This is a genomic window from Rhizobium sp. P1_B8 (assembly GCF_056406515.1).
The window spans coordinates 108,322-126,584 of record NZ_JBFTZZ010000016.1; the positions used below are offsets into that span (position 1 = coordinate 108,322).

Sequence of the window (18,263 nt, forward strand, 5' to 3'; positions counted from 1 at the left end):
CCCCTGTTCTTGTCCTGCCGGTTTTCCGGCAGCTTTTCCCTCTTGCAATCGATGTAGACCACGGCCTTTGAAATTGGAAGGATAAATGCCTCGCGTTGGAGTATAGTCTTAGATGCACCGGCCCCGCGGTATGGCCATCAAATATTTCGACAACCCAGGCGTGGATAAATTATTTCAATAATCTCGCCAGTAGGCTGTATTAACGCGCGTAAGCTGTGCGGTTCATCCTATGGTTTTAGAAAATTTGACCAAATGTTTGATTCCATTGAAATCAATTTTTAAAGGGTTGGGCTTAGAATTCCCGCGCACAGGGAAAGTGTGGATGAAGCCAGATAACCCGAACAGGGTCCCTTTAGATGTGTATCTGTCGTTTGTGAGTTCCCTTTCCGGGAACCGCATGACGCTGCTTGCTGGCGTGATCGTGCATGTTGCGACCTGCCTTGCCGTTGCTGCCAAGACGCAGTCCTTCGTCTACATCCTGCTGTCGGTCGCCTTCCTCCTGGTCTTCTGCGTTCGCATGGTCGTCTTCCGGCAGTTCGATCGCGTCGACAAGGAGAGCCTGTCGCACGTCGGGATCGAGCGTTGGGAAAGGATCCTGGTTGCCGGTGCGGCCTGCACCACCGCGCTGCTTGGCATCGCCAGCGGATACGCCATCTTCGTGGTCCACGATTCCTTTGCGGAACTTGCCTGCATTGCCGTCACCATGGCGACCATGGTTTCCGTTGTCGGCCGCAATTACGGTTCGCGCCTGGCGGTCGACCTCCAGACCTTCTCCTGCTGTCTGCCGATGATCGTCTGCAGCCTGTTGGCGCTGGATTTCTATCGTGGCCTGCTGTCGATCTTCCTCATTCCGTTCTGGCTGACGACGCGGGCCATGGCGAACGGCGTGCGCGAGTTCCTCTATGAGAATGTCATCGCGCGCCGGGAAATCACCATCATCGCCGACCGCTTCGACACGGCGCTCAACAACATGCCGCATGGCCTGGTCATGGTCGATGCCGAAAACCGTATTCAGGTCGTCAATCGGAAGGCCTGCGAGCTTCTGAAGATCGGTGCGCCGGAGCGGTTGAAGGATCGCGAACTTGGCGCCGTGCTGCGCTACGGTGCGCGCTACAGCTTCATGGACGCCTCGCAGCCGGAGCTCATTCTGCGCCAGCTCACCCAGGTGGCCGAAGGTAACCTATCGCGGACGCTCATTCATTTCCCCGAGGGCCTGTCGCTCGAATTCTCCGCGAGCCGAAGGGCCGACGGCGGCGCCGTGCTGATCTTCGAGGACGTGTCCAGCCGGGTGAAGGCCGAGCAGAAGATCATGCACATGGTTCGCTTTGATGCGCTGACGGGCCTGCCGAACCGCGAATATTTCGGCCAGCTGGTGCAGGAGTATCTCGCCAAACATCAAAGGAAGTCCGGGCCGCTCGGCTTCATGGTCCTCGATATCGACGAATTCAAACATGTCAACGACATGCGCGGCCACGTTACGGGCGACCACCTGCTCTGCGCCATCGCCGCCCGCATCAAGCAGGCCTCCGGGAACGCCATCCTCGGCCGGTTGATGGGAGACCAGTTCATCCTGTTCTTCCCGCATGCCAAGGAACCGGCTTCGCTCGACGTCGAGATCCGCCGCGTGCACGCCGCAATCCAGGGCAATTACGCGGTCGACGAGCTGACCTTCCTGGTTTCGCTCAGCGCCGGCTACGCGATTCTCGAAAGTGCCGCGTTTGCGATGGATGAATGGAGCGTCAAGGCGGATCTGGCGCTGTTTGAAAGCAAGTCGCGCTTTAAGGGCGGCATATCAGGCTTCGAGCGGGAGATGGATGGCCGCTATATCGAGCAGCAGAAGCTGAAGGCGGATCTGCGCGATGCGGTCTCGGCGCAGGCGCTGCATCTCGCCTTCCAGCCGATGTTCCGGTCCGACGGCTCGCGGATCGAATGCGCCGAGGCGCTGGCGCGCTGGGTTCATCCGGAGAAGGGCTCGATTCCGCCCGACGTCTTCATCCGGCTCGCCGAGGATATGGGCATCATCTCCGACATCACCCGCTTCGTCCTGTTCAAGGCGTGCAGCGAATGCATGAACTGGCCGGAACATATCGCCGTCTCGGTCAATCTCTCGGCGCGGGATCTGCGCGATGCCGATATTCTTTCGGTGGTCGCCGAAGCACTTGCCCATTCCGGCCTCGACGCAGCGCGGCTGCATCTCGAAGTCACCGAAAGCTGCCTGATCGACGAGCCGGCGGCCGTGCGCGCCATCCTGGCGGAGCTCAGGGCCCGCGGCATCACCATCGCTATCGACGATTTCGGTACCGGCTTCTCCAGCCTCAGCTATCTCGACACGCTGCCGCTCGATATCGTCAAGATCGATCGCTCCTTCGTGCGCAACATCGTCGAGGATAACCGCCGCCTGAAGCTGCTGCGCGGCACGGTCCATCTCGCCCGCGAACTGGGCCTGAAGATCGTCATCGAAGGCGTCGAAACCGAGGAACAGCTCGCACTGCTCAACAAGCACCGCAGCGCCGATCTTGTTCAGGGCTACGTTTTCTCGCCGCCGGTGCCTTCCCAGAATATCCCGCTGTTGCAACACGGCATCGGCCGCCGCGTCGTACAACGCCGCCGCAGCAAGGTCGCCTGAGCGGTCTCAACGGACAGTTTTCCCCCTGAAGAGCGCGTTCCGCGTTAACCTTAACGATTTAAAAACGGCCGAAATTATCGGATTTCCTTGCCTAAATGTTGCTGGCGTATGATTAATGATCCGTTAACGAGCGGATCGAGAAATGTCAGAGACACTGTTCAAGCGTAGTGATTTCAGCACAAAAATTTTGGAAGTTTTGGATCATGTCGAGTATCGCCGCGTCGAAAGCAGCGAAGACATGGAGCAGGTAGAACGGTTGCGCTACAAGGCCTATAAGGCCCATGACGTGCTGGCGCTCGCCCCGAAAGGGCTGCTGGACGACAGCGATTTCGACAGCCACGCCTATATCTTCGGTCTGTATTATTATGGGGAACTGGTCAGTACGATCCGGGTTCATTATGTGACACCGGAACATCGTCTCAGTCAGTCCGGTGGCGCCTTTCCCGAGGCGATGGATGAACTTCTGGATGCGGGGCTGACCTTGATCGATCCGGCGCGTTTCGCAGCCGACCCCGAGCTCACCGCCGATCTGCCGTGGGTTCCCTATCTGACGCTGAGGCCCACCATCGTGGCGGCGGCGTATTTCCGTGCCGACCGCGTTCTTCAGTTCGTTCGGCCGCCGCATGCGGCCTTCTACAAGCGGGTCTTTTATGCCGATACGGTCGTGCCCGGCCGGCTGGCGAAAAATTACGGGATCGACATGACGCTGATGGCGACGAATGTGATCGAGGTCGGACGAAAGCTGCTGACGCGCTATCCCTTCTTCATCTCCAGCGCCAGCGAGCAGCGCATGATGTTTTCGCGTAATCCCAACGACACCTTGCCGCCGCTCACCATCATTCCGACGGCGCGTTTCGTGCCGCAAGGCGAACTCGGCACCGACCTGCCGCTGTAATTTGCCCTCGTCCCCGACGGCGAGAAGATCTTCGCCGGCGCAAATGAGGTGGACGACGGACGCAGGCGATATCGGCCGTCCTCAGGTCATATTCCGGGCCTCTGAAATGGCGGTTGCCACACGCGCCTGCGGCATTCTCATGCATTGCGCTTTCGCCTGTCATTGTGTAATCCCTGCACGTAGGGATTTCCCTCGCCTAGAGGGAAATTAGGCAGCGCAGAGGCATTTCAGGGAGACGATATTTATGGCCGAACATCATACCGGACCGGTCGAGACCGGCGCGCCGATGGATTACAAAGAACATGAAAAGACCTACGACATGTTCATCGCCGGCGCGAAATACGGCTCGATGCTTCTCATCGTCCTCCTGCTTGCGATGACCGCCGGTTTCTTCGGCGGCGCCGGCCTTCTCGGCGGCCTCTTCGTCTTCATCATTCTTCTCGCCGCCGGCATCTTCCTGTTCCGCTGACCGCGTGGATTCAGAGGGTCAGAGCGTCCTTTGTGCGTCCGAAACGCACGGCGCTCTGAGGGGAGGAGAGCTTCTCTGAAGCTTTGTGAATTAGATGCTTGGCCCGCGCAGGGGAGCCTGCGGCGGTCTGGCTGACCCGGAGGAGGGGGCAGTTGGGCAATATCGTTTTCGTTGCAAGGGAAATCACGGGCGAGGAGACACGTGTCGCCGCCTCCCCCGAGACCGTGAAGAAGATGAAGAGTTTCGGCTTCGACGTCATCGTCGAAGCCGGTGCTGGTGCAGCTTCACGCATTCCGGACGGAGAATTCGAGGCCGCGGGTGCCAGGATCGGCATTTTTGCGGATGCAGCCTCCGCCGACGTGGTCTTGAAGGTGCGCCGGCCCAGCGGATCGGAAATCTCCGGCTATAAAAGCGGCGCGGTCATCATCGCCATCATGGATCCCTACGGCAATGACGAAGCGATCGCGGCTTTGGCAAGCGCGGGGCTTTCGGCTTTCGCGATGGAACTGATGCCGCGCATTACCCGCGCCCAGTCTATGGATGTGCTTTCGTCCCAGGCCAATCTCGCCGGTTACCAGGCTGTCATCGAGGCGGCGGCGGTTTATGACCGCGCCATGCCGATGATGATGACGGCGGCCGGCACCGTGCCGGCCGCCAAGGTCTTCGTCATGGGCGCCGGCGTCGCGGGTCTTCAGGCGATCGCGACCGCGCGCCGCCTCGGCGCGGCGGTCTCGGCCACTGACGTTCGGCCCGCCGCCAAGGAGCAGGTCGCCTCGCTCGGCGCCAAGTTCATCGCCGTCGAGGACGAGGAGTTCAAGGCGGCGGAAACGGCCGGCGGCTATGCCAAGGAAATGTCCGCCGACTATCAGGCGAAGCAGGCGGCTCTGGTTGCCGAACACATCGCCAAGCAGGATATCGTCATCACCACCGCGCTGATCCCCGGTCGTGCGGCGCCGCGGCTCGTTTCGCACACTATGCTCGCCTCGATGAAATCAGGTGCGGTCGCCGTCGACCTTGCGGTCGAGCGCGGCGGCAATATCGAGGGTGTCGTCCCCGGCGAGATCGCCGATATCGAAGGCGTCAGGGTGATCGGTTTCGCCAACATGCCGGGCCGGGTTGCGGCCAGCGCCTCGGCGCTCTACGCCAAGAACCTCGTCACCTTCCTCGAGACGATGGTCAACAAGGAAACCCGGAGCGTCGTCGTCAATCTCGACGACGAGCTGGTCAAGGCGACGATGCTGACCTATGCCGGCGACGTGGTTCATCCCGCCTTCGGCGGCGCGAAGAAGGGAGACATCTGATGGCCAGTGAAGCAATGGACAGAGCGCTGGAGCAGCTCGACCAGGCGGTGACCGCCGTCATCACGGCGGCGGCCCAGGCACCGGAAGCGGCAAGTGCTGCGACCGGCGGGGCGATCGATCCCTTCGTCTTCCAGCTCGCCATCTTCGTATTGTCGATCTTCGTCGGCTATTACGTCGTGTGGTCGGTGACGCCGGCGCTGCATACGCCGCTGATGGCCGTCACCAATGCGATCTCCTCCGTCATCGTCGTCGGCGCGCTCCTGGCGGTCGGCATCTCGACCAGCGGGCTTGCGACCGGTTTCGGCTTCGTGGCTCTCGTGCTCGTCTCGGTGAACATCTTCGGCGGCTTCCTCGTCACGCAGCGGATGCTTTCGATGTACCGCAAGAAGGACCGGTGAGGACTGATGACCAATATCGCAGCCTTCCTCTACCTCGTCTCCGGCGTGCTCTTCATCCTGGCGCTGCGCGGCCTGTCGCATCCGGCCACCAGCCGCAAGGGCAATCTCTACGGCATGATCGGCATGGGGATCGCGATCCTGACGACGCTGGTGCTGGCGACCCCGAATTTCGGCGGCTTCGTGCTGATCATCCTTGGCCTTGCCATCGGCGGCAGCGTCGGCGCCTATGTCGCCCGCACCATCCCCATGACCTCGATGCCGCAGCTCGTCGCGGGTTTCCATTCGCTGGTCGGCCTTGCCGCCGTGCTGGTCGCGGCCTCCGCGCTCTACACGCCTGCTTCCTTCGGCATCGGCGAGATCGGCCACATCCACACCGAGGCGCGCATCGAGATGGCGCTCGGCGTGGCAATCGGAGCGCTGACCTTCACCGGCTCGATCATCGCCTTCCTGAAGCTTGACGGACGCATGTCCGGCAAGCCGATCCTGCTGCCCTATCGGCATGTGATCAATGCCAGCCTGCTGGTGCTGATCGTGCTCTTCATCATCGGGCTTGCCGTCACTGAAAGCCATTTCGACTTCTGGGCCGTCGTGGCGCTGTCGCTGGCGCTCGGCGTTCTGCTGATCGTGCCGATCGGCGGGGCCGATATGCCGGTCGTCGTCTCGATGCTGAATTCCTATTCGGGCTGGGCCGCGGCCGGCATCGGCTTCACGCTCGGCAATCTGGCGCTGATCATCACGGGCGCGCTCGTCGGTTCTTCCGGCGCGATCCTCTCCTACATCATGTGCAAGGGTATGAACCGTTCCTTCGTCTCCGTCATCCTCGGCGGTTTCGGCGGCGAGACGGCGTCTGGCGGACCTGACACATCAGACAGGACGGTCAAGCTCGGCTCGGCCGAGGATGCGGCTTATCTGATGGCAAACGCATCGAAGGTCATCATCGTGCCGGGATATGGCATGGCGGTCGCCCAGGCCCAGCATGCGCTGCGCGAGCTCGCCGACAATCTCAAGAAGAACGGCGTCGAGGTGAAATATGCGATCCACCCCGTGGCGGGCCGTATGCCCGGCCACATGAACGTGTTGCTCGCCGAAGCGAATGTTCCCTATGACGAGGTTTTCGAGCTCGAGGACATCAACTCGGAATTCGCCCAGGCCGACGTCGCCTATGTCATCGGTGCCAACGACGTCACCAATCCGGCGGCGCGCGACGACAAGACCTCGCCGATCTACGGCATGCCGATCCTCGACGTCGACCGGGCAAAGACCTGCCTCTTCGTCAAGCGCTCGCTCGGCTCGGGTTATGCCGGCATCGACAATACGCTGTTCTACAAGGACGGTACGATGATGCTGCTCGGTGACGCGAAGAAGATGACCGAGGATATCAACAAGGCGATCGCGCACTGATCGACGCAGATACAGCCGCCCTTCGGGCGGCTGTTTGATTCATGCGGCAGGCCACGGCAGTCTGCCTTGGCCGGGCCGGCCGCTTTCGTCAGGTCTCTCCCGGCACGAGTGTCATCTTTTCGACGCCGATCGCCAGGTTCAGGCCTTCCTGAGCCTGGACGTTCAACGGCTGCAGCATGAAGGCCTTGTTGTTGCCGCCGGCGATGACCTTGGCGCCGGCCCCTGCACCGATGCTCGCATCGGCACCGATCCCGTAATATTCGCCGGCAAGGGCGAATTGCGGAATATCCGTCCCGGTCTTTGCCAGCACCTGCCAGATCATGACGCTCTTGCCGGTCTGACCGATATCGAGGCCGAATTTCTCGATTTTGCCGGCATAGACCGCCTTGGCGCCGCCGGCCGCCGGCGTATAGGTGCAGATGAGGTTCTTCTGCGAGGTGACGATCAGACCCTGGCCGCCATCCGATCCGCAGACAAGACGGCCAAGCGTGACATAGTTTTCTGCGCCCGCCGGGCTCCCCCAGGCAGCGGCCGTCAGTGCCGCGGCTGCGATCATCGTTTGCTTGAACATGGTCTTTCTCCTTTGGAACGACCTGTCCGAAACGGGTGGAGGTAGCGAATGTTCCGGGCGCGGATTCAAACTTAGTGCGTCTGAAGAGACGCGCGGCGCTCTATTCCCGCTCCAGCGTGGCGCGCTGCGCCGTCAGCACCCATAACAGGCCTTCGGGCCGGAAATCGATCTCAACCGTGCCGCGAAAGGCGGAGGCGGCATGGGCTTTGATAACGGTCGTGCCGAAGCCCGAGCGCGATGGCTGCTCCGTGACCGGCGGGCCGCCTTGCTCTTCCCAGGTGAAGCGGAGCAGGGCATCCGGCTTGTCTTCCTCCTTGAGGTCGCGCCATGCGAAGCGGACCCGGCCTTGCGGTACGGAGAGCGCGCCGTATTTTACCGAATTGGTGGCGAGTTCATGCAAGGCGAGGCCGAGATTCTGCACGGCATCCGGCTTCAGCACGAAGTCTTTGCCGCTGATGTCGATCTGCTCGCGCGATTGCGGGAAGGCCTGCAGATGGATGTCGACGACCCGCCGCAGCGACACGCCTCCCCATTGTTCGCTGGTCAGGAGCTCGATCGAACGCACCAAACCCTCGAGCCGGTCGGCGACGGCGGCGCGGAAGGACTCGACGCTGTCGGACTGCTTGGCGAGCTGGCGCATCATTGCCTGGGCAAGCGTCAGAAGATTCTTGGTGCGGTGGACGAGCTCGTGCATGACGAAACGCAGCCGGTCCTCGGTCTGGCTACGATCGAAAGAGGCATTCGAAAGGGCAATCGCCACCTGGTTCGCCTCGATGACGCTGGTCTCGACTGGCGAGACGATATGGCCTTCGCCCATGCGGTTCGCCATGTCGGCGATATCGCGGATGGTGGTGCGCACCTGTCTTGCGACGGCATAAGCGCCTAGCACGGCGACGAGCACCAGTGCCACGCCGCCGATGATGAGGAAACGCCAGGTGCTGAGGATCGATGCCTGGGCGATCGGTCCCCAGATCACCGTCTTCCACGACCAACCGGGAATTTGGGCATAACCGAGGAGCATGTGCGGCAGGATTGTCTCGTCTTGGAAGACGCCGCGGGACACGGTGAGCGCCGGCAGAATGCGCGGGTCGAAGGGCGTGCCAGGTTCGAGGTTGGCAGGGCCGGTGGCCGCGACGACGTGGCCGCTCTCATCTATGACGGCGGCCGACCAGCCGGGCGCAAGGCCCTCGGTGGTCACGAGCTTGCCCAGATCCTTGGCGTCCTGCGTGATGATAAGGGCCGCGACCGGATCATTCTTCCGTGGCAGGGTGACGTTATAGACCCATTCGCCGCTGGTCCGGCCGCGAAAGACGTCTGATGCCTCGATGCGACCAGAAGCCATGACCGCTTCGAGGGCTGTCATGTTCGCCGTCTTGCCAAGCGGCGTGCCGAACGCCCGACGCGTGTTCAACAGCTGCTGGCCGGTGCGGTCGACGGCAATGACGAAAAGCGTGTTGTCTCTGAGGGCCGTTTCCGTGCGCTCGTGGAAGGAGGCGAGATTGCCGTTTTCAAGCTCGGGCGAACTCGAAAGCAGCCGCAGGGTCGTCGCCATGTCCTGAAGCTGGCGGTCGATGATGCGTGAAAGGGCAAGCGCATCCTGGGCCGTCTCGCGCTTCAGCGTCGAACGCTGGTTGTCCTCCAGCTGTAGCAGAAGCAGCGCAACGAAGGCGAAGATCGGCAGTGCGATCGCCACCGCCATGGCGACGAGGTAGGTTCCGATCGAGGCTTTCGGAAAGAACAGCGCGACGATCTTCATCTGTCGCAATTCAAAATGTTACAGCGCCCTTTGCGCCTCTGAAAAGACTCGCGGCGCTGTAATGCGCGTGGCCCGCAACGGTTTTCGCTTGCGGCCAGGACAGCAAAGATCCGCATCTCTCGCAAATCGCCCCCAACACGTGTTCGACCGCTCGATAGCGGGCTATCGAAGCAGGTCCATGTTAGGGGGAGCAAGAGCAGGTTGCAACATACTATGACAGGCATCGACGACGACGGACGCTTTTTCGGCGTCTCGTCTTAATGTCGGTGCGCCGCCTTTGCGCCACGTCGCTTCCACTGCCTGGCGTGGCACGATATCACCTCGATGATATCCAGAGCCGGAAGATTCGATTGAATCATCAGGGCCTTTGCCGGCGTCCGATGGGTGGTGCGACCGGCAGGTGGCGGTTGCGGGCCGCCCGATGCTCAGGGCCGCCCAATTATATCTTTAGCCGGCTGGGGCGACGCCGACGCGGGCAAGGCCGTCGCGAGCCGGCTGGTATTTGGGGTCGAGGCCGATCGCGTGGCGATAGGACCGGGCGGCCTTTGCCTTGTCGCCGCGGCGTTCGTAGACGAGCGCCTGGTTGGCCCAGGATTCGGCGATGTTGCCGTTGAGCTCGATCGCATGATTGAAATCGGCAAAGGCGTTGTCGTCGTCGTTCAGCGCAATATAGGAAATGCCGCGGCCATTATAGGGCTCGGGTGAATTCGGCGCGAGCGAGATCGCTTTCGAGAAATCGTCGATTGCCTTATCCTGCTGATTACGCTTCTGATAGATCAGGCCACGGTTATGATAGGCGCGGCCATCGGTGGTGCCGAGCTGGATCGCCTTGTCGAAGTCGTTGAAAGCCTGATCGTCCTGGCCGGCCATCCGGTAGACATTGCCGCGACCGATATATGCGACATCGTAGCTCGGATTGATCTGCAGGGCGGCATTGTAGTCGCCAATCGCCTGGGCCTGCTGGCCCATATTGCGATAGACGAGAGCGCGGTTGGCGTAAGCCTGGAAAAACCGCGGATTGATCTGCAGCGCCGTGTTGAAATCGTTCAGCGCCGGGCGGAACTGGCCGGCGCGGCCATAGGCGGAACCACGGACGTTGTAACCTTCCGGATCCCTCGGATTGGCGTTGATAACCGCCGTCAGGGAAGCGATATTCTCTTCCGAACCCTGCGCCTTATCGATGCGGATCACGGCATCCGAGGTATTGGTCGTCTCGCAGCCGGCGAGGCCGAACATTGCCGCCAGCGCCAAAGCGGGCAGGAATGCCGTTTTCTGCAAGCGCAAAGCGCGGGACGGATTGAAGGTGTTGACAGCCATTCGGGCTCGCTTTCCCCATGCGGCATATCCGGTGCGCGGATATGCGATCTTCAGCGGCAAACTAAAAAAGCGGCGGCGAACCCATCGCCCCCGCCACAATGCATCTGAAAACGTCGAAAAAACGACGGAAACGCTCAGCGTGCGACCAGACCTTCGCGCTGGGCGCGCTTACGGGCCAGCTTGCGAACGCGACGAACGGCTTCGGCCTTCTCGCGAGCACGCTTCTGCGACGGCTTCTCGTAGTAGTCGCGCATCTTCATTTCGCGGAAAATGCCTTCGCGCTGCATCTTCTTCTTGAGAGCGCGGAGAGCCTGATCAACATTGTTATCGCGGACAAGTACCTGCACGAGAATCACGTTCCTTTGGTTGGTTGATGCCGGAGGCGGCGCAGCGGCCAGAGGCAAAACAATAACGTTCGCGCGGCCGGGGCCTTGCGATTGGTGATGCGAAATAGCAGATTGGGTACGGGAAGTCTAGACGGGATATGGGCGGCGGCGGAAAATCACGCTTCGCCTGATATCCGGTCATGATCGGGCCGGTTCGGGCGCAGCTTCATCCAGCGCGGCAATTGCCTCCTTGAGAGCGGTTCTGACCCGGAGGCGGTCGGCAGGCTCCAGCCGGCTCATATCCAGATGCAGGTCAAGGCCCGAGAGATGCTCGCTGAGAACACGGCTCTTGTGGTCCGCACCGAGGGTCAGCCCATCCACTGCATAGGGCACGATCTCGCGCTGTATGCCCTTCATCGTGATCGGCGGCAGCGGATGGGCGTCGACGATTTCGTTCACCAGCGCAAAGGTTTCATAGCTGATGACAATCTCTCCTCCCTGGGCGATCGATTGCAGCCGGGCTGCGAGATTGGCCTCCGCCCCGATGATCGTATAGTCCATGCGGTCGCTGCTGCCGAAATTGCCGACGTTGCAATAACCGCTGTTGATTCCCATGCGGACGACGAAAGGCTCTTCTGTGCCATTTCTGCGCCATCTGTCCTTGAGTTCGCCGAGACGGCGCTGCATGTCGACGGCCATGCGCAAACACGCTTTCGCGTCCTCCTCCGGCCCCTTGGTTTCGGGATCGCCGAAGAAGACCAGCATCGCGTCGCCGATGAACTTGTCCACCGTGCCGCCATGCTCCAGGGCAATGTTCGACATCTCGGTCAGATATTCGTTGAGCATCTCCGTCAGGGCTTCCGGCTGCAGACGCTCGGTGGTCGCCGTGAAATCCTTGATGTCGGAGAAGAAGATCGTCAGACGCTTGCGCTCGGTATGGACGACCACGTCCTTCTGCCCGGAGAAGATGCTCTTGTAGATCTGCGGTGAGAGATAGCGCGAGATCTTCAGGGAAACGCTGGCGAGGAATTCGTTCGCCGCTTCCAGATCCCGGTTGGCGCTGTGGATGGTGCGCGTCTGCTGCCGCTGGAGCACAATGAAGCTGATGCCGATGAAGGCGACGAAAAGGAAATAGCAGAGCAGGTATTTGAAGGCGAAAACGTTGCTCGCATAGGGCTGCCGGATGATGACTTCCTGAATGCCGCGCACATCGCCCACCTTCCAATCGGTCTTCGGGCTTTCGGGATGGCCATTGTGGCAGGCAACGCAGGCCTGGCCCATGACGACAGGGGTGATGAGCCGCAAGGTATCGGTCAATCCGACACGGGTGAGGTCGTTCAGCGTCTGCTGCGGATTGGCGCGCAAGGCAGCGAGCGCATTCTTTTCGAAGTCGTCGAGCTCGTGGGATGCGCGGCTTTTGAACGGCAGGTCGGAGACGAAACGGTAGGTGATATTGGCCTGCTGCTCCTTGATGACGTCGCCGAGCTCCAGGGAAAGCGTGGCCGGCAGCGGGATGGCGCCTGGAATATTCGCATAATTGTGAGAGACGACCGTGCCCTCAGTCGTGCCGTTGGCGTGAGCGGCCAGAACGCGCCCCACGACATTCGTGGAATAATAGGAGCGGATGCTCGATATCAGCGAGCTCATATCGCGGGCCTGGCGGCGCAGGGTATTTCCCGAGAGATCGCTGATATCAAGCCAGACGGCGAGCGGCAGCCCTGCGAGCATTGCCAGCACGACGACAATCAGCCAATAGCCGCTGCGACGCGCGGCGGTTTCGGAAATCACGGCGACCTTCATTCTTCTCTCGAAAAAGCATCCGATTTTCGATCGTTACAAGAACATTTCGCCGCGCACCGGGCAAGGTCGAAGCCTCGTCGTCCAGGCAAAAGCCGGGTGAAAACTGGAGGCGTAGCCGTATTCATGGCGCTTCTCCGCCGCACGGCGGAGGTGACCGAAAGGAGAGTGCCCCGGAACGCAGGTGCGAATGGCATTTGGATGGAAAGCGGCGTAGCCTGTCCGCCTGCAGGTGCGGGTCGCCCTGCCGGCCGTGGGAGGGGACACCCGGTGAGATCATGACGCGCGCGCAGCAAATCGGTGTCGTTCTCGGTCTGGCGATCGTGACTGCGCTTACGATCCTTCGAGCAAGTGATCCCGGGATCTTCAAGTTGATCCGCGGCGTGACCTTCGACGAGTATCAGCGGCTGGTTCCCAGGACCTTCGAGCCGATGCCGGTCCGCGTGATCGACATCGACGAGACTTCGCTGCACGAATTCGGCCAATGGCCATGGCCGCGGGACCGGATGGCGCTGCTGGTGGACCGGCTTTCGGAAATGGGCGCCTCGGCCATCGCCTTCGATATTCTCTTCGCCGAGCCGGACCGGCTGTCGCCGCGCAATGTCATTCGCGAGGTCGCCGGGGTCGATCCTTCCCTTGCCGCGAAACTGCCTGATAACGACGAGATATTCGCCCGTGCAATTGCCGAAAAGCCCGTCGTGCTCGGCTTCGGACTTTCCAACGAGGGCAATTACCGGCCGCCGGTCAAGGCGGGTTTCGCCTTCACCGGCGAAAGCCCCGTCTCAGCCCCCCCCTATCTCGGTGCTTCGACGCCGTTGCGGCCGCAGTTGGAAGCCAATGCGGCGGGGCTCGGTCATATCAGCCTCAATCCCGGCAATCCCTCGCCGGTGGTACGGGCGGTCCCACTGTTCCTGACCGACGGCGAGCAGCTCTATCCGAATCTCGCGATCGAAGCGCTGCGTGTCGCACAGGGGGCATCGACCTACGTGCTATCAGGCGCACCCGATCGCGCCGGCATCATGACATCGGTAAAGATCGGGGATTTTGTCGTGCCGCTGACGGCGGCGGGTGAGCTTTGGCTCTATGTCACCCCCGACCGGGCGGAGCGTTATATATCCGCCCGGCAGGTGCTTGCGGCCGAAGGGGCCTCTCCAGATGTCGCCGCCGCCGTCGCCGGCAGCATCGTCTTCGTCGGGACATCGGCGGCCGGCCTGCAGGACATCCGCGTCACCGCGCTCGGCGAGAACGTTCCCGGCGTTTCGCTGCATGCGCAGGCCGTCGAGCAGATCCTCTCGGGCCGCTTTCTCTCGCGGCCCGACTGGGCGGACGGGCTGGAAATCCTGATGATCGCCGTGCTCGGATGCCTGCTCGTCGGGGTGACGACCTTCGTCAGTCCGGCCGTCGCGCTGGCCTGCGGCCTGCTGATCACAGCCATGGCGCTGGTGGCGTCCTGGCTCTCGTTTCTTTATGCGGGGCTTCTCCTCGATCCCCTGGCTCCGATCATCAGCGGATCGATCACCCATTTCGCCTCGACCTCGTTCCGGATCCTGGTGATCGACCGGGAGCGGCGCGAGGTGCGGCGCGCCTTCGGGCATTATCTTTCCCCGTCGCTGCTCCATCGCATCGAGCATTCCCGCGACGCGTTGCGCCTCGGCGGAGACGATCGCGAGCTGACGGTCATGTTCGTCGATGTCAGAAGCTTTACCGAGATCAGCGAGCGGCTGGCGCCCACTGCCGTGGTCGCGTTCCTGAATACCTTGCTCGATGCGCTGAGCCGCCATGTGGTGGCCAATGAAGGCACGCTCGACAAGTTCATCGGCGATTCGATCATGGCGTTCTGGAATGCACCCGTCGATGTGGCGGATCATGAAATCAAGGCCGTTCGCGCAGCGCTTGCCATGCGTGAAACGCTGGCCGAACTGAACGCCGGCGACGCCTTCGGCTTCGGGCCTGGACAGCAAGTCGGCATCGGCATCGGCATCCATACCGGTCTCGCCTGTGTCGGTAACATGGGCGCCAAGACCCGCTTCAACTATTCGGCGGTCGGCGATGCCGTCAATGTCGCGGCGCGCCTGGAGTCGTGCTGCAAGGAGGTGGGCTTCGATATCCTCATATCAGACAGCACGGCGAGATCGGTGCAGGGAATGGCGCTGATCGAGGCCGGCGCCATCCCGCTCAAGGGAAAGAGTAGCCGAACGCAGATTCTCGCCGTTGTCGGCGACGAGCGCGTCGCAGCCTCCGCGGAGTTCGCCGCGCTTACGGTCGTTCACGAGCAGCTGACGCAGGCGCTGCATTCGCATTCGCATTCGAAAAACACGCGCAAGCTTATCGGCACGGCAAAGCTCAGGGCGGCGCAGGTGATCGGCGGGCTGGCGGAATTCTACCAGCGGATATCCGGCAGAAGCGATCACTTCCGCGAGGTGCCGGATGGCTTCGAGAAGAGCGTCGCCGATTGACGGCATCAGCGGTTGCGATTGAAATTCCGGCCCCTATCGTGGTTCCGGTCCCCATCACGATCGCGATCCTTGTCGTGATCGCGGTCCCGGTCACGATCCCGATGATGCCCTTTATCGTGATAGTCGTGATCATCGTGCTGATCGTGATGTTCATGCCGGCCACGGCCATCATGCTTGTCGGGTTTATCCGGTTTGTCGTGATGCGGCTTGTCAGGCTTGTCAGGCTTGTCAGGCGTGGCCGGCCGCTCCTTCTGCGGCTCGGCCTGCCGCTGCGGCGGATCTTGCCTCTGCGGACTGGGTGCCGGCGCCGGATCGCGAGGAGGCAGGGGGCGGTTTCTGTCTTTTCTTTCCGGCGCGACGGAGGCCATATTGCAGCCGCCGAGCATGCCGATGCCGCCGGCAAGCCGCTGATTGCCGGAGAGGAAGGGGAGGGCGCGCTGATTTCCGAGCGTCTCGAGGATGCTGGGATCGACCCGGCGTGCTGCCGACATATCGCCGTTCGGCTTGGCCACCACGCAATCGCAGCGCTGCTGCAACTGCCGGCAGCCGCCCGGACCGCAGAAGCGGGCTGCGCCGTTCAGCAGCACGACGGCGGTCGTGCCATCCGGGCCGACGTAGAAATCGAAAGCGGTGCCGCGTACGCCGATCGTGCCGGCCGGCGTCAGGATCTGGTAGGCCGAAGAATTGGAACTGCCGCTGACCCAGCGGAATGTACCCTTTGCCGCCCTGATGGTGAGTTTCTTGACCGATTGGGAATCATCGAAGACATATTTGTCGATGACGACCGACGAACCCCAGCCGACCGCGAGCTTCGTGCCGTCACGAAACAGGAACTGGCCAAGCCCGGATTGCGATGTCTTGATGCGCTCGTTGCGATGGACGCTGGTGTCGACCTCGATCGGGCCGCTCTGTCCCGTCACTTCCGTCTTAATGACGACAGCCTGGCCGACCGGCTCGGCGGCGGGTGCCGGCGATGCGCTGCTTAACGCGATGCAAAGCGTCGCGACTGATACTGAGCGCCAACCCCACATGATACACGTACCCCGGAACACGCGATTGTTAACATTTTAGCAATTGCTTGTCTTCTAACCCTATTGGGTTAGGTCGCCGGCCGACGGTTAGCGGAAATGCCGCGGCTTCTGCCTTCCGCTTGAAGCGGCATTCTCTTCGGCGTGTCGAAACCAAAGCTCTCGCGCGTCGCAAAAGAACCGTTGTGCCGCATTTGGATTTGCGATTTGTATGAGCGCGGAGAACAAGCCCTTTCCCGAAGGAGAAGAAGGCGGATGCGGAAATATTCGGTTTTTGCCGTGGCACGGGAGGCCCTTCGTGGCCACAAGGGTTGGGAGAAGCAGTGGACTTCGCCTGAGCCACGCGCCGAATACGACGTCGTCATCATCGGTGCCGGCGGCCACGGGCTGGGTGCTGCCTACTATCTCGCCAAGGAGCACGGCATCACCAATGTGGCGGTGATCGAGAAGGGCTGGCTCGGCGGCGGCAATACCGGGCGCAACACCACCATCATCCGCTCGAACTATCTCTACGAAGAGAGCATGCACATCTACGAGCATTCGATGAAGCTCTGGGAGGGGCTTTCCCAGGAGCTCAACTACAATGTGATGTATTCGCCGCGCGGCGTGATGATGCTCTCGCACAATATTCACGACCAGCAATCCTTCAAGCGGCATATCCATGCCAACCGGCTCTACGGCATCGACAATGAATGGCTGACACCGGAGCAGGCGAAGGCCTATTGTCCGCCGCTCGATATCTCGGCCAGCGCGCGCTACCCGATCAACGGGGCGGCGCTGCAGCGGCGGGGCGGTACGGCGCGGCACGACGCCGTTGCCTGGGGTTATGCGCGGGCGGCTTCAGACCGCGGCGTGCACATCATTCAGAATTGCGAAGTGACCGGTATCCGGCGCGGTCCGGACGGACGGGTGACCGGGGTCGAGACCTCGCGTGGCTTCATCGGCGCCAGGAAGGTGGCGGTGTCGGCGGCCGGCCATACGACCACTGTCATGCAGATGGCTGGCGTGCGCGTGCCGCTGCAATCGAGCCCGCTGCAGGCGCTGGTTTCCGAACCACTGAAGCCAATCTTTCCCTGCGTCGTCATGTCGAACACGGTGCATGCCTATATCTCCCAGTCCGACAAGGGAGAGCTCGTCATCGGCGCCGGCACCGACCAGTATAATTCCTATTCCCAGACCGGCGGGCTGCAGATCATCACGCACACGCTCGACGCCATCTGCGAGCTCTTCCCGATGTTCCGGCGCGTCAAGATGATGCGGCAATGGGGCGGCATCGTCGACAATACGCCGGATCGTTCGGCGATCCAGTCGAAGACGCCGGTTCCCGGGCTCTACGTCAATTGCGGCTGGGGTACAGGCGGCTTCAAGGCGACGCCGGGCTCGGCCAATCTCTTCGCGCATCTGATTGCCCGCGACGAGCCGCACAAATTCAATGCTGGCTTGACGCTGGACCGTTTCCGCAGCGGCCGGCTGATCGACGAGGCGGCGGCGGCGGCGGTGGCGCACTGATGTGGACGGCGGCTCTCCTCGCAATCGGGATCGACGGCGCGGCCATGCCGGCTGGTGACGTCTTTCCCGGCGCCGAGGATTTCCGCCTGCAGAAGATCCACAGGGCTGCCGGCGAAAGCGAGTGGCCCTTCGTCGCCGAGAGCGGCACGCTGCTTTGCGCGATGATCCTGCGCAAACCAGCCGTCTATTTCGTGCCTGAGGTCGGCGGAACGCCGGGACGTGCCTTCGTGATCGACAACGATATCGCCAAGATGGCTTTTGCGAATATCGGCATGACCGATGTGCTGGAGCCCTACGACAATTTTGAACAGCTTCTCAAGCGCCTCATTCCCTACGTGACGATGGGAAAGCGTCTCTGCAATCAACCTCCGGGAACCAATGTTTCCGGATCGGAACTCTAAGACGGGTAACAC

At 61.7% G+C, this 18,263-nt stretch carries 15 protein-coding genes; 9 read left to right on the forward strand and 6 right to left on the reverse strand.

Annotation, left to right across the window (positions count from 1 at the left end):
• The first annotated feature begins 322 nt into the window (after positions 1-322).
• The 6 genes from AC1D2N_RS19900 to AC1D2N_RS19925 all read left to right on the forward strand — a co-directional run bounded on the left by AC1D2N_RS19900 (position 323) and on the right by AC1D2N_RS19925 (position 7,090).
• Positions 323-2,626 (forward strand): putative bifunctional diguanylate cyclase/phosphodiesterase, encoded by a 2,304-nt coding sequence (locus AC1D2N_RS19900; protein WP_026230607.1) that lies wholly within the window; start codon positions 323-325, stop codon positions 2,624-2,626.
• Between the two features lie 142 nt (positions 2,627-2,768).
• Positions 2,769-3,521, forward strand: coding sequence for an N-acyl amino acid synthase FeeM domain-containing protein (locus AC1D2N_RS19905; RefSeq protein ID WP_003542957.1), 753 nt, complete (start codon positions 2,769-2,771; stop codon positions 3,519-3,521).
• Positions 3,522-3,765: 244 nt separating this feature from the next.
• Entirely contained in the window at positions 3,766-3,990 is a 225-nt protein-coding gene (locus tag AC1D2N_RS19910; protein ID WP_018243586.1) for an aa3-type cytochrome c oxidase subunit IV, read from the forward strand.
• Between the two features lie 152 nt (positions 3,991-4,142).
• Complete coding sequence (locus tag AC1D2N_RS19915; protein WP_130759022.1) at positions 4,143-5,291, forward strand: Re/Si-specific NAD(P)(+) transhydrogenase subunit alpha; 1,149 nt, start codon at positions 4,143-4,145, stop codon at positions 5,289-5,291.
• The gene (locus AC1D2N_RS19920; protein WP_003542949.1) at positions 5,291-5,689 is read left to right on the forward strand and encodes a proton-translocating transhydrogenase family protein; all 399 of its coding nucleotides are present in this window, start codon (positions 5,291-5,293) and stop codon (positions 5,687-5,689) included. Before AC1D2N_RS19915 ends, AC1D2N_RS19920 begins: the two co-directional genes overlap by 1 nt.
• A gap of 6 nt (positions 5,690-5,695) precedes the next feature.
• Positions 5,696-7,090, forward strand: coding sequence for an NAD(P)(+) transhydrogenase (Re/Si-specific) subunit beta (locus AC1D2N_RS19925; RefSeq protein WP_018243584.1), 1,395 nt, complete (start codon positions 5,696-5,698; stop codon positions 7,088-7,090).
• Positions 7,091-7,178: 88 nt separating this feature from the next.
• Here the strand turns inward: AC1D2N_RS19925 and AC1D2N_RS19930 are convergent, their stop codons facing one another.
• From AC1D2N_RS19930 to AC1D2N_RS19950, 5 genes are all read right to left on the reverse strand, one after another.
• On the reverse strand, positions 7,179-7,661 hold the full coding sequence (locus AC1D2N_RS19930; protein WP_018243583.1) for a DUF992 domain-containing protein: 483 nt from the start codon (positions 7,659-7,661) through the stop codon (positions 7,179-7,181).
• A 100-nt stretch (positions 7,662-7,761) separates the two neighbouring features.
• A complete protein-coding gene (locus AC1D2N_RS19935; protein ID WP_018243582.1) occupies positions 7,762-9,417 on the reverse strand; it encodes a sensor histidine kinase in 1,656 nt (551 codons plus the stop codon).
• Between the two features lie 447 nt (positions 9,418-9,864).
• Entirely contained in the window at positions 9,865-10,734 is an 870-nt protein-coding gene (locus AC1D2N_RS19940; protein ID WP_018446048.1) for a tetratricopeptide repeat protein, read from the reverse strand.
• Between the two features lie 134 nt (positions 10,735-10,868).
• Positions 10,869-11,081: a 30S ribosomal protein S21 gene (gene rpsU / locus AC1D2N_RS19945; protein ID WP_003585885.1), complete on the reverse strand. Its 213-nt coding sequence runs from the start codon at positions 11,079-11,081 to the stop codon at positions 10,869-10,871.
• A 177-nt stretch (positions 11,082-11,258) separates the two neighbouring features.
• Positions 11,259-12,860: an adenylate/guanylate cyclase domain-containing protein gene (locus AC1D2N_RS19950; RefSeq protein WP_018243580.1), complete on the reverse strand. Its 1,602-nt coding sequence runs from the start codon at positions 12,858-12,860 to the stop codon at positions 11,259-11,261.
• Between the two features lie 275 nt (positions 12,861-13,135).
• On the opposite strand from AC1D2N_RS19950, the gene AC1D2N_RS19955 reads away from it, so the two are divergent.
• A complete protein-coding gene (locus tag AC1D2N_RS19955) occupies positions 13,136-15,313 on the forward strand; it encodes a CHASE2 domain-containing protein (RefSeq protein WP_130759021.1) in 2,178 nt (725 codons plus the stop codon).
• A 5-nt stretch (positions 15,314-15,318) separates the two neighbouring features.
• Here the strand turns inward: AC1D2N_RS19955 and AC1D2N_RS19960 are convergent, their stop codons facing one another.
• Positions 15,319-16,344 (reverse strand): FecR family protein, encoded by a 1,026-nt coding sequence (locus AC1D2N_RS19960; protein ID WP_130759020.1) that lies wholly within the window; start codon positions 16,342-16,344, stop codon positions 15,319-15,321.
• Between the two features lie 252 nt (positions 16,345-16,596).
• Between AC1D2N_RS19960 and AC1D2N_RS19965 the strand changes: the two genes are divergently transcribed.
• Positions 16,597-17,850, forward strand: a complete 1,254-nt coding sequence (locus AC1D2N_RS19965; RefSeq protein WP_018243577.1) for a sarcosine oxidase subunit beta family protein — start codon at positions 16,597-16,599, stop codon at positions 17,848-17,850.
• The gene (locus AC1D2N_RS19970) at positions 17,850-18,251 is read left to right on the forward strand and encodes a hypothetical protein (RefSeq protein WP_018243576.1); all 402 of its coding nucleotides are present in this window, start codon (positions 17,850-17,852) and stop codon (positions 18,249-18,251) included. The genes AC1D2N_RS19965 and AC1D2N_RS19970 overlap by 1 nt, the downstream gene beginning before the upstream one ends.
• Positions 18,252-18,263: the final 12 nt, after the last annotated feature.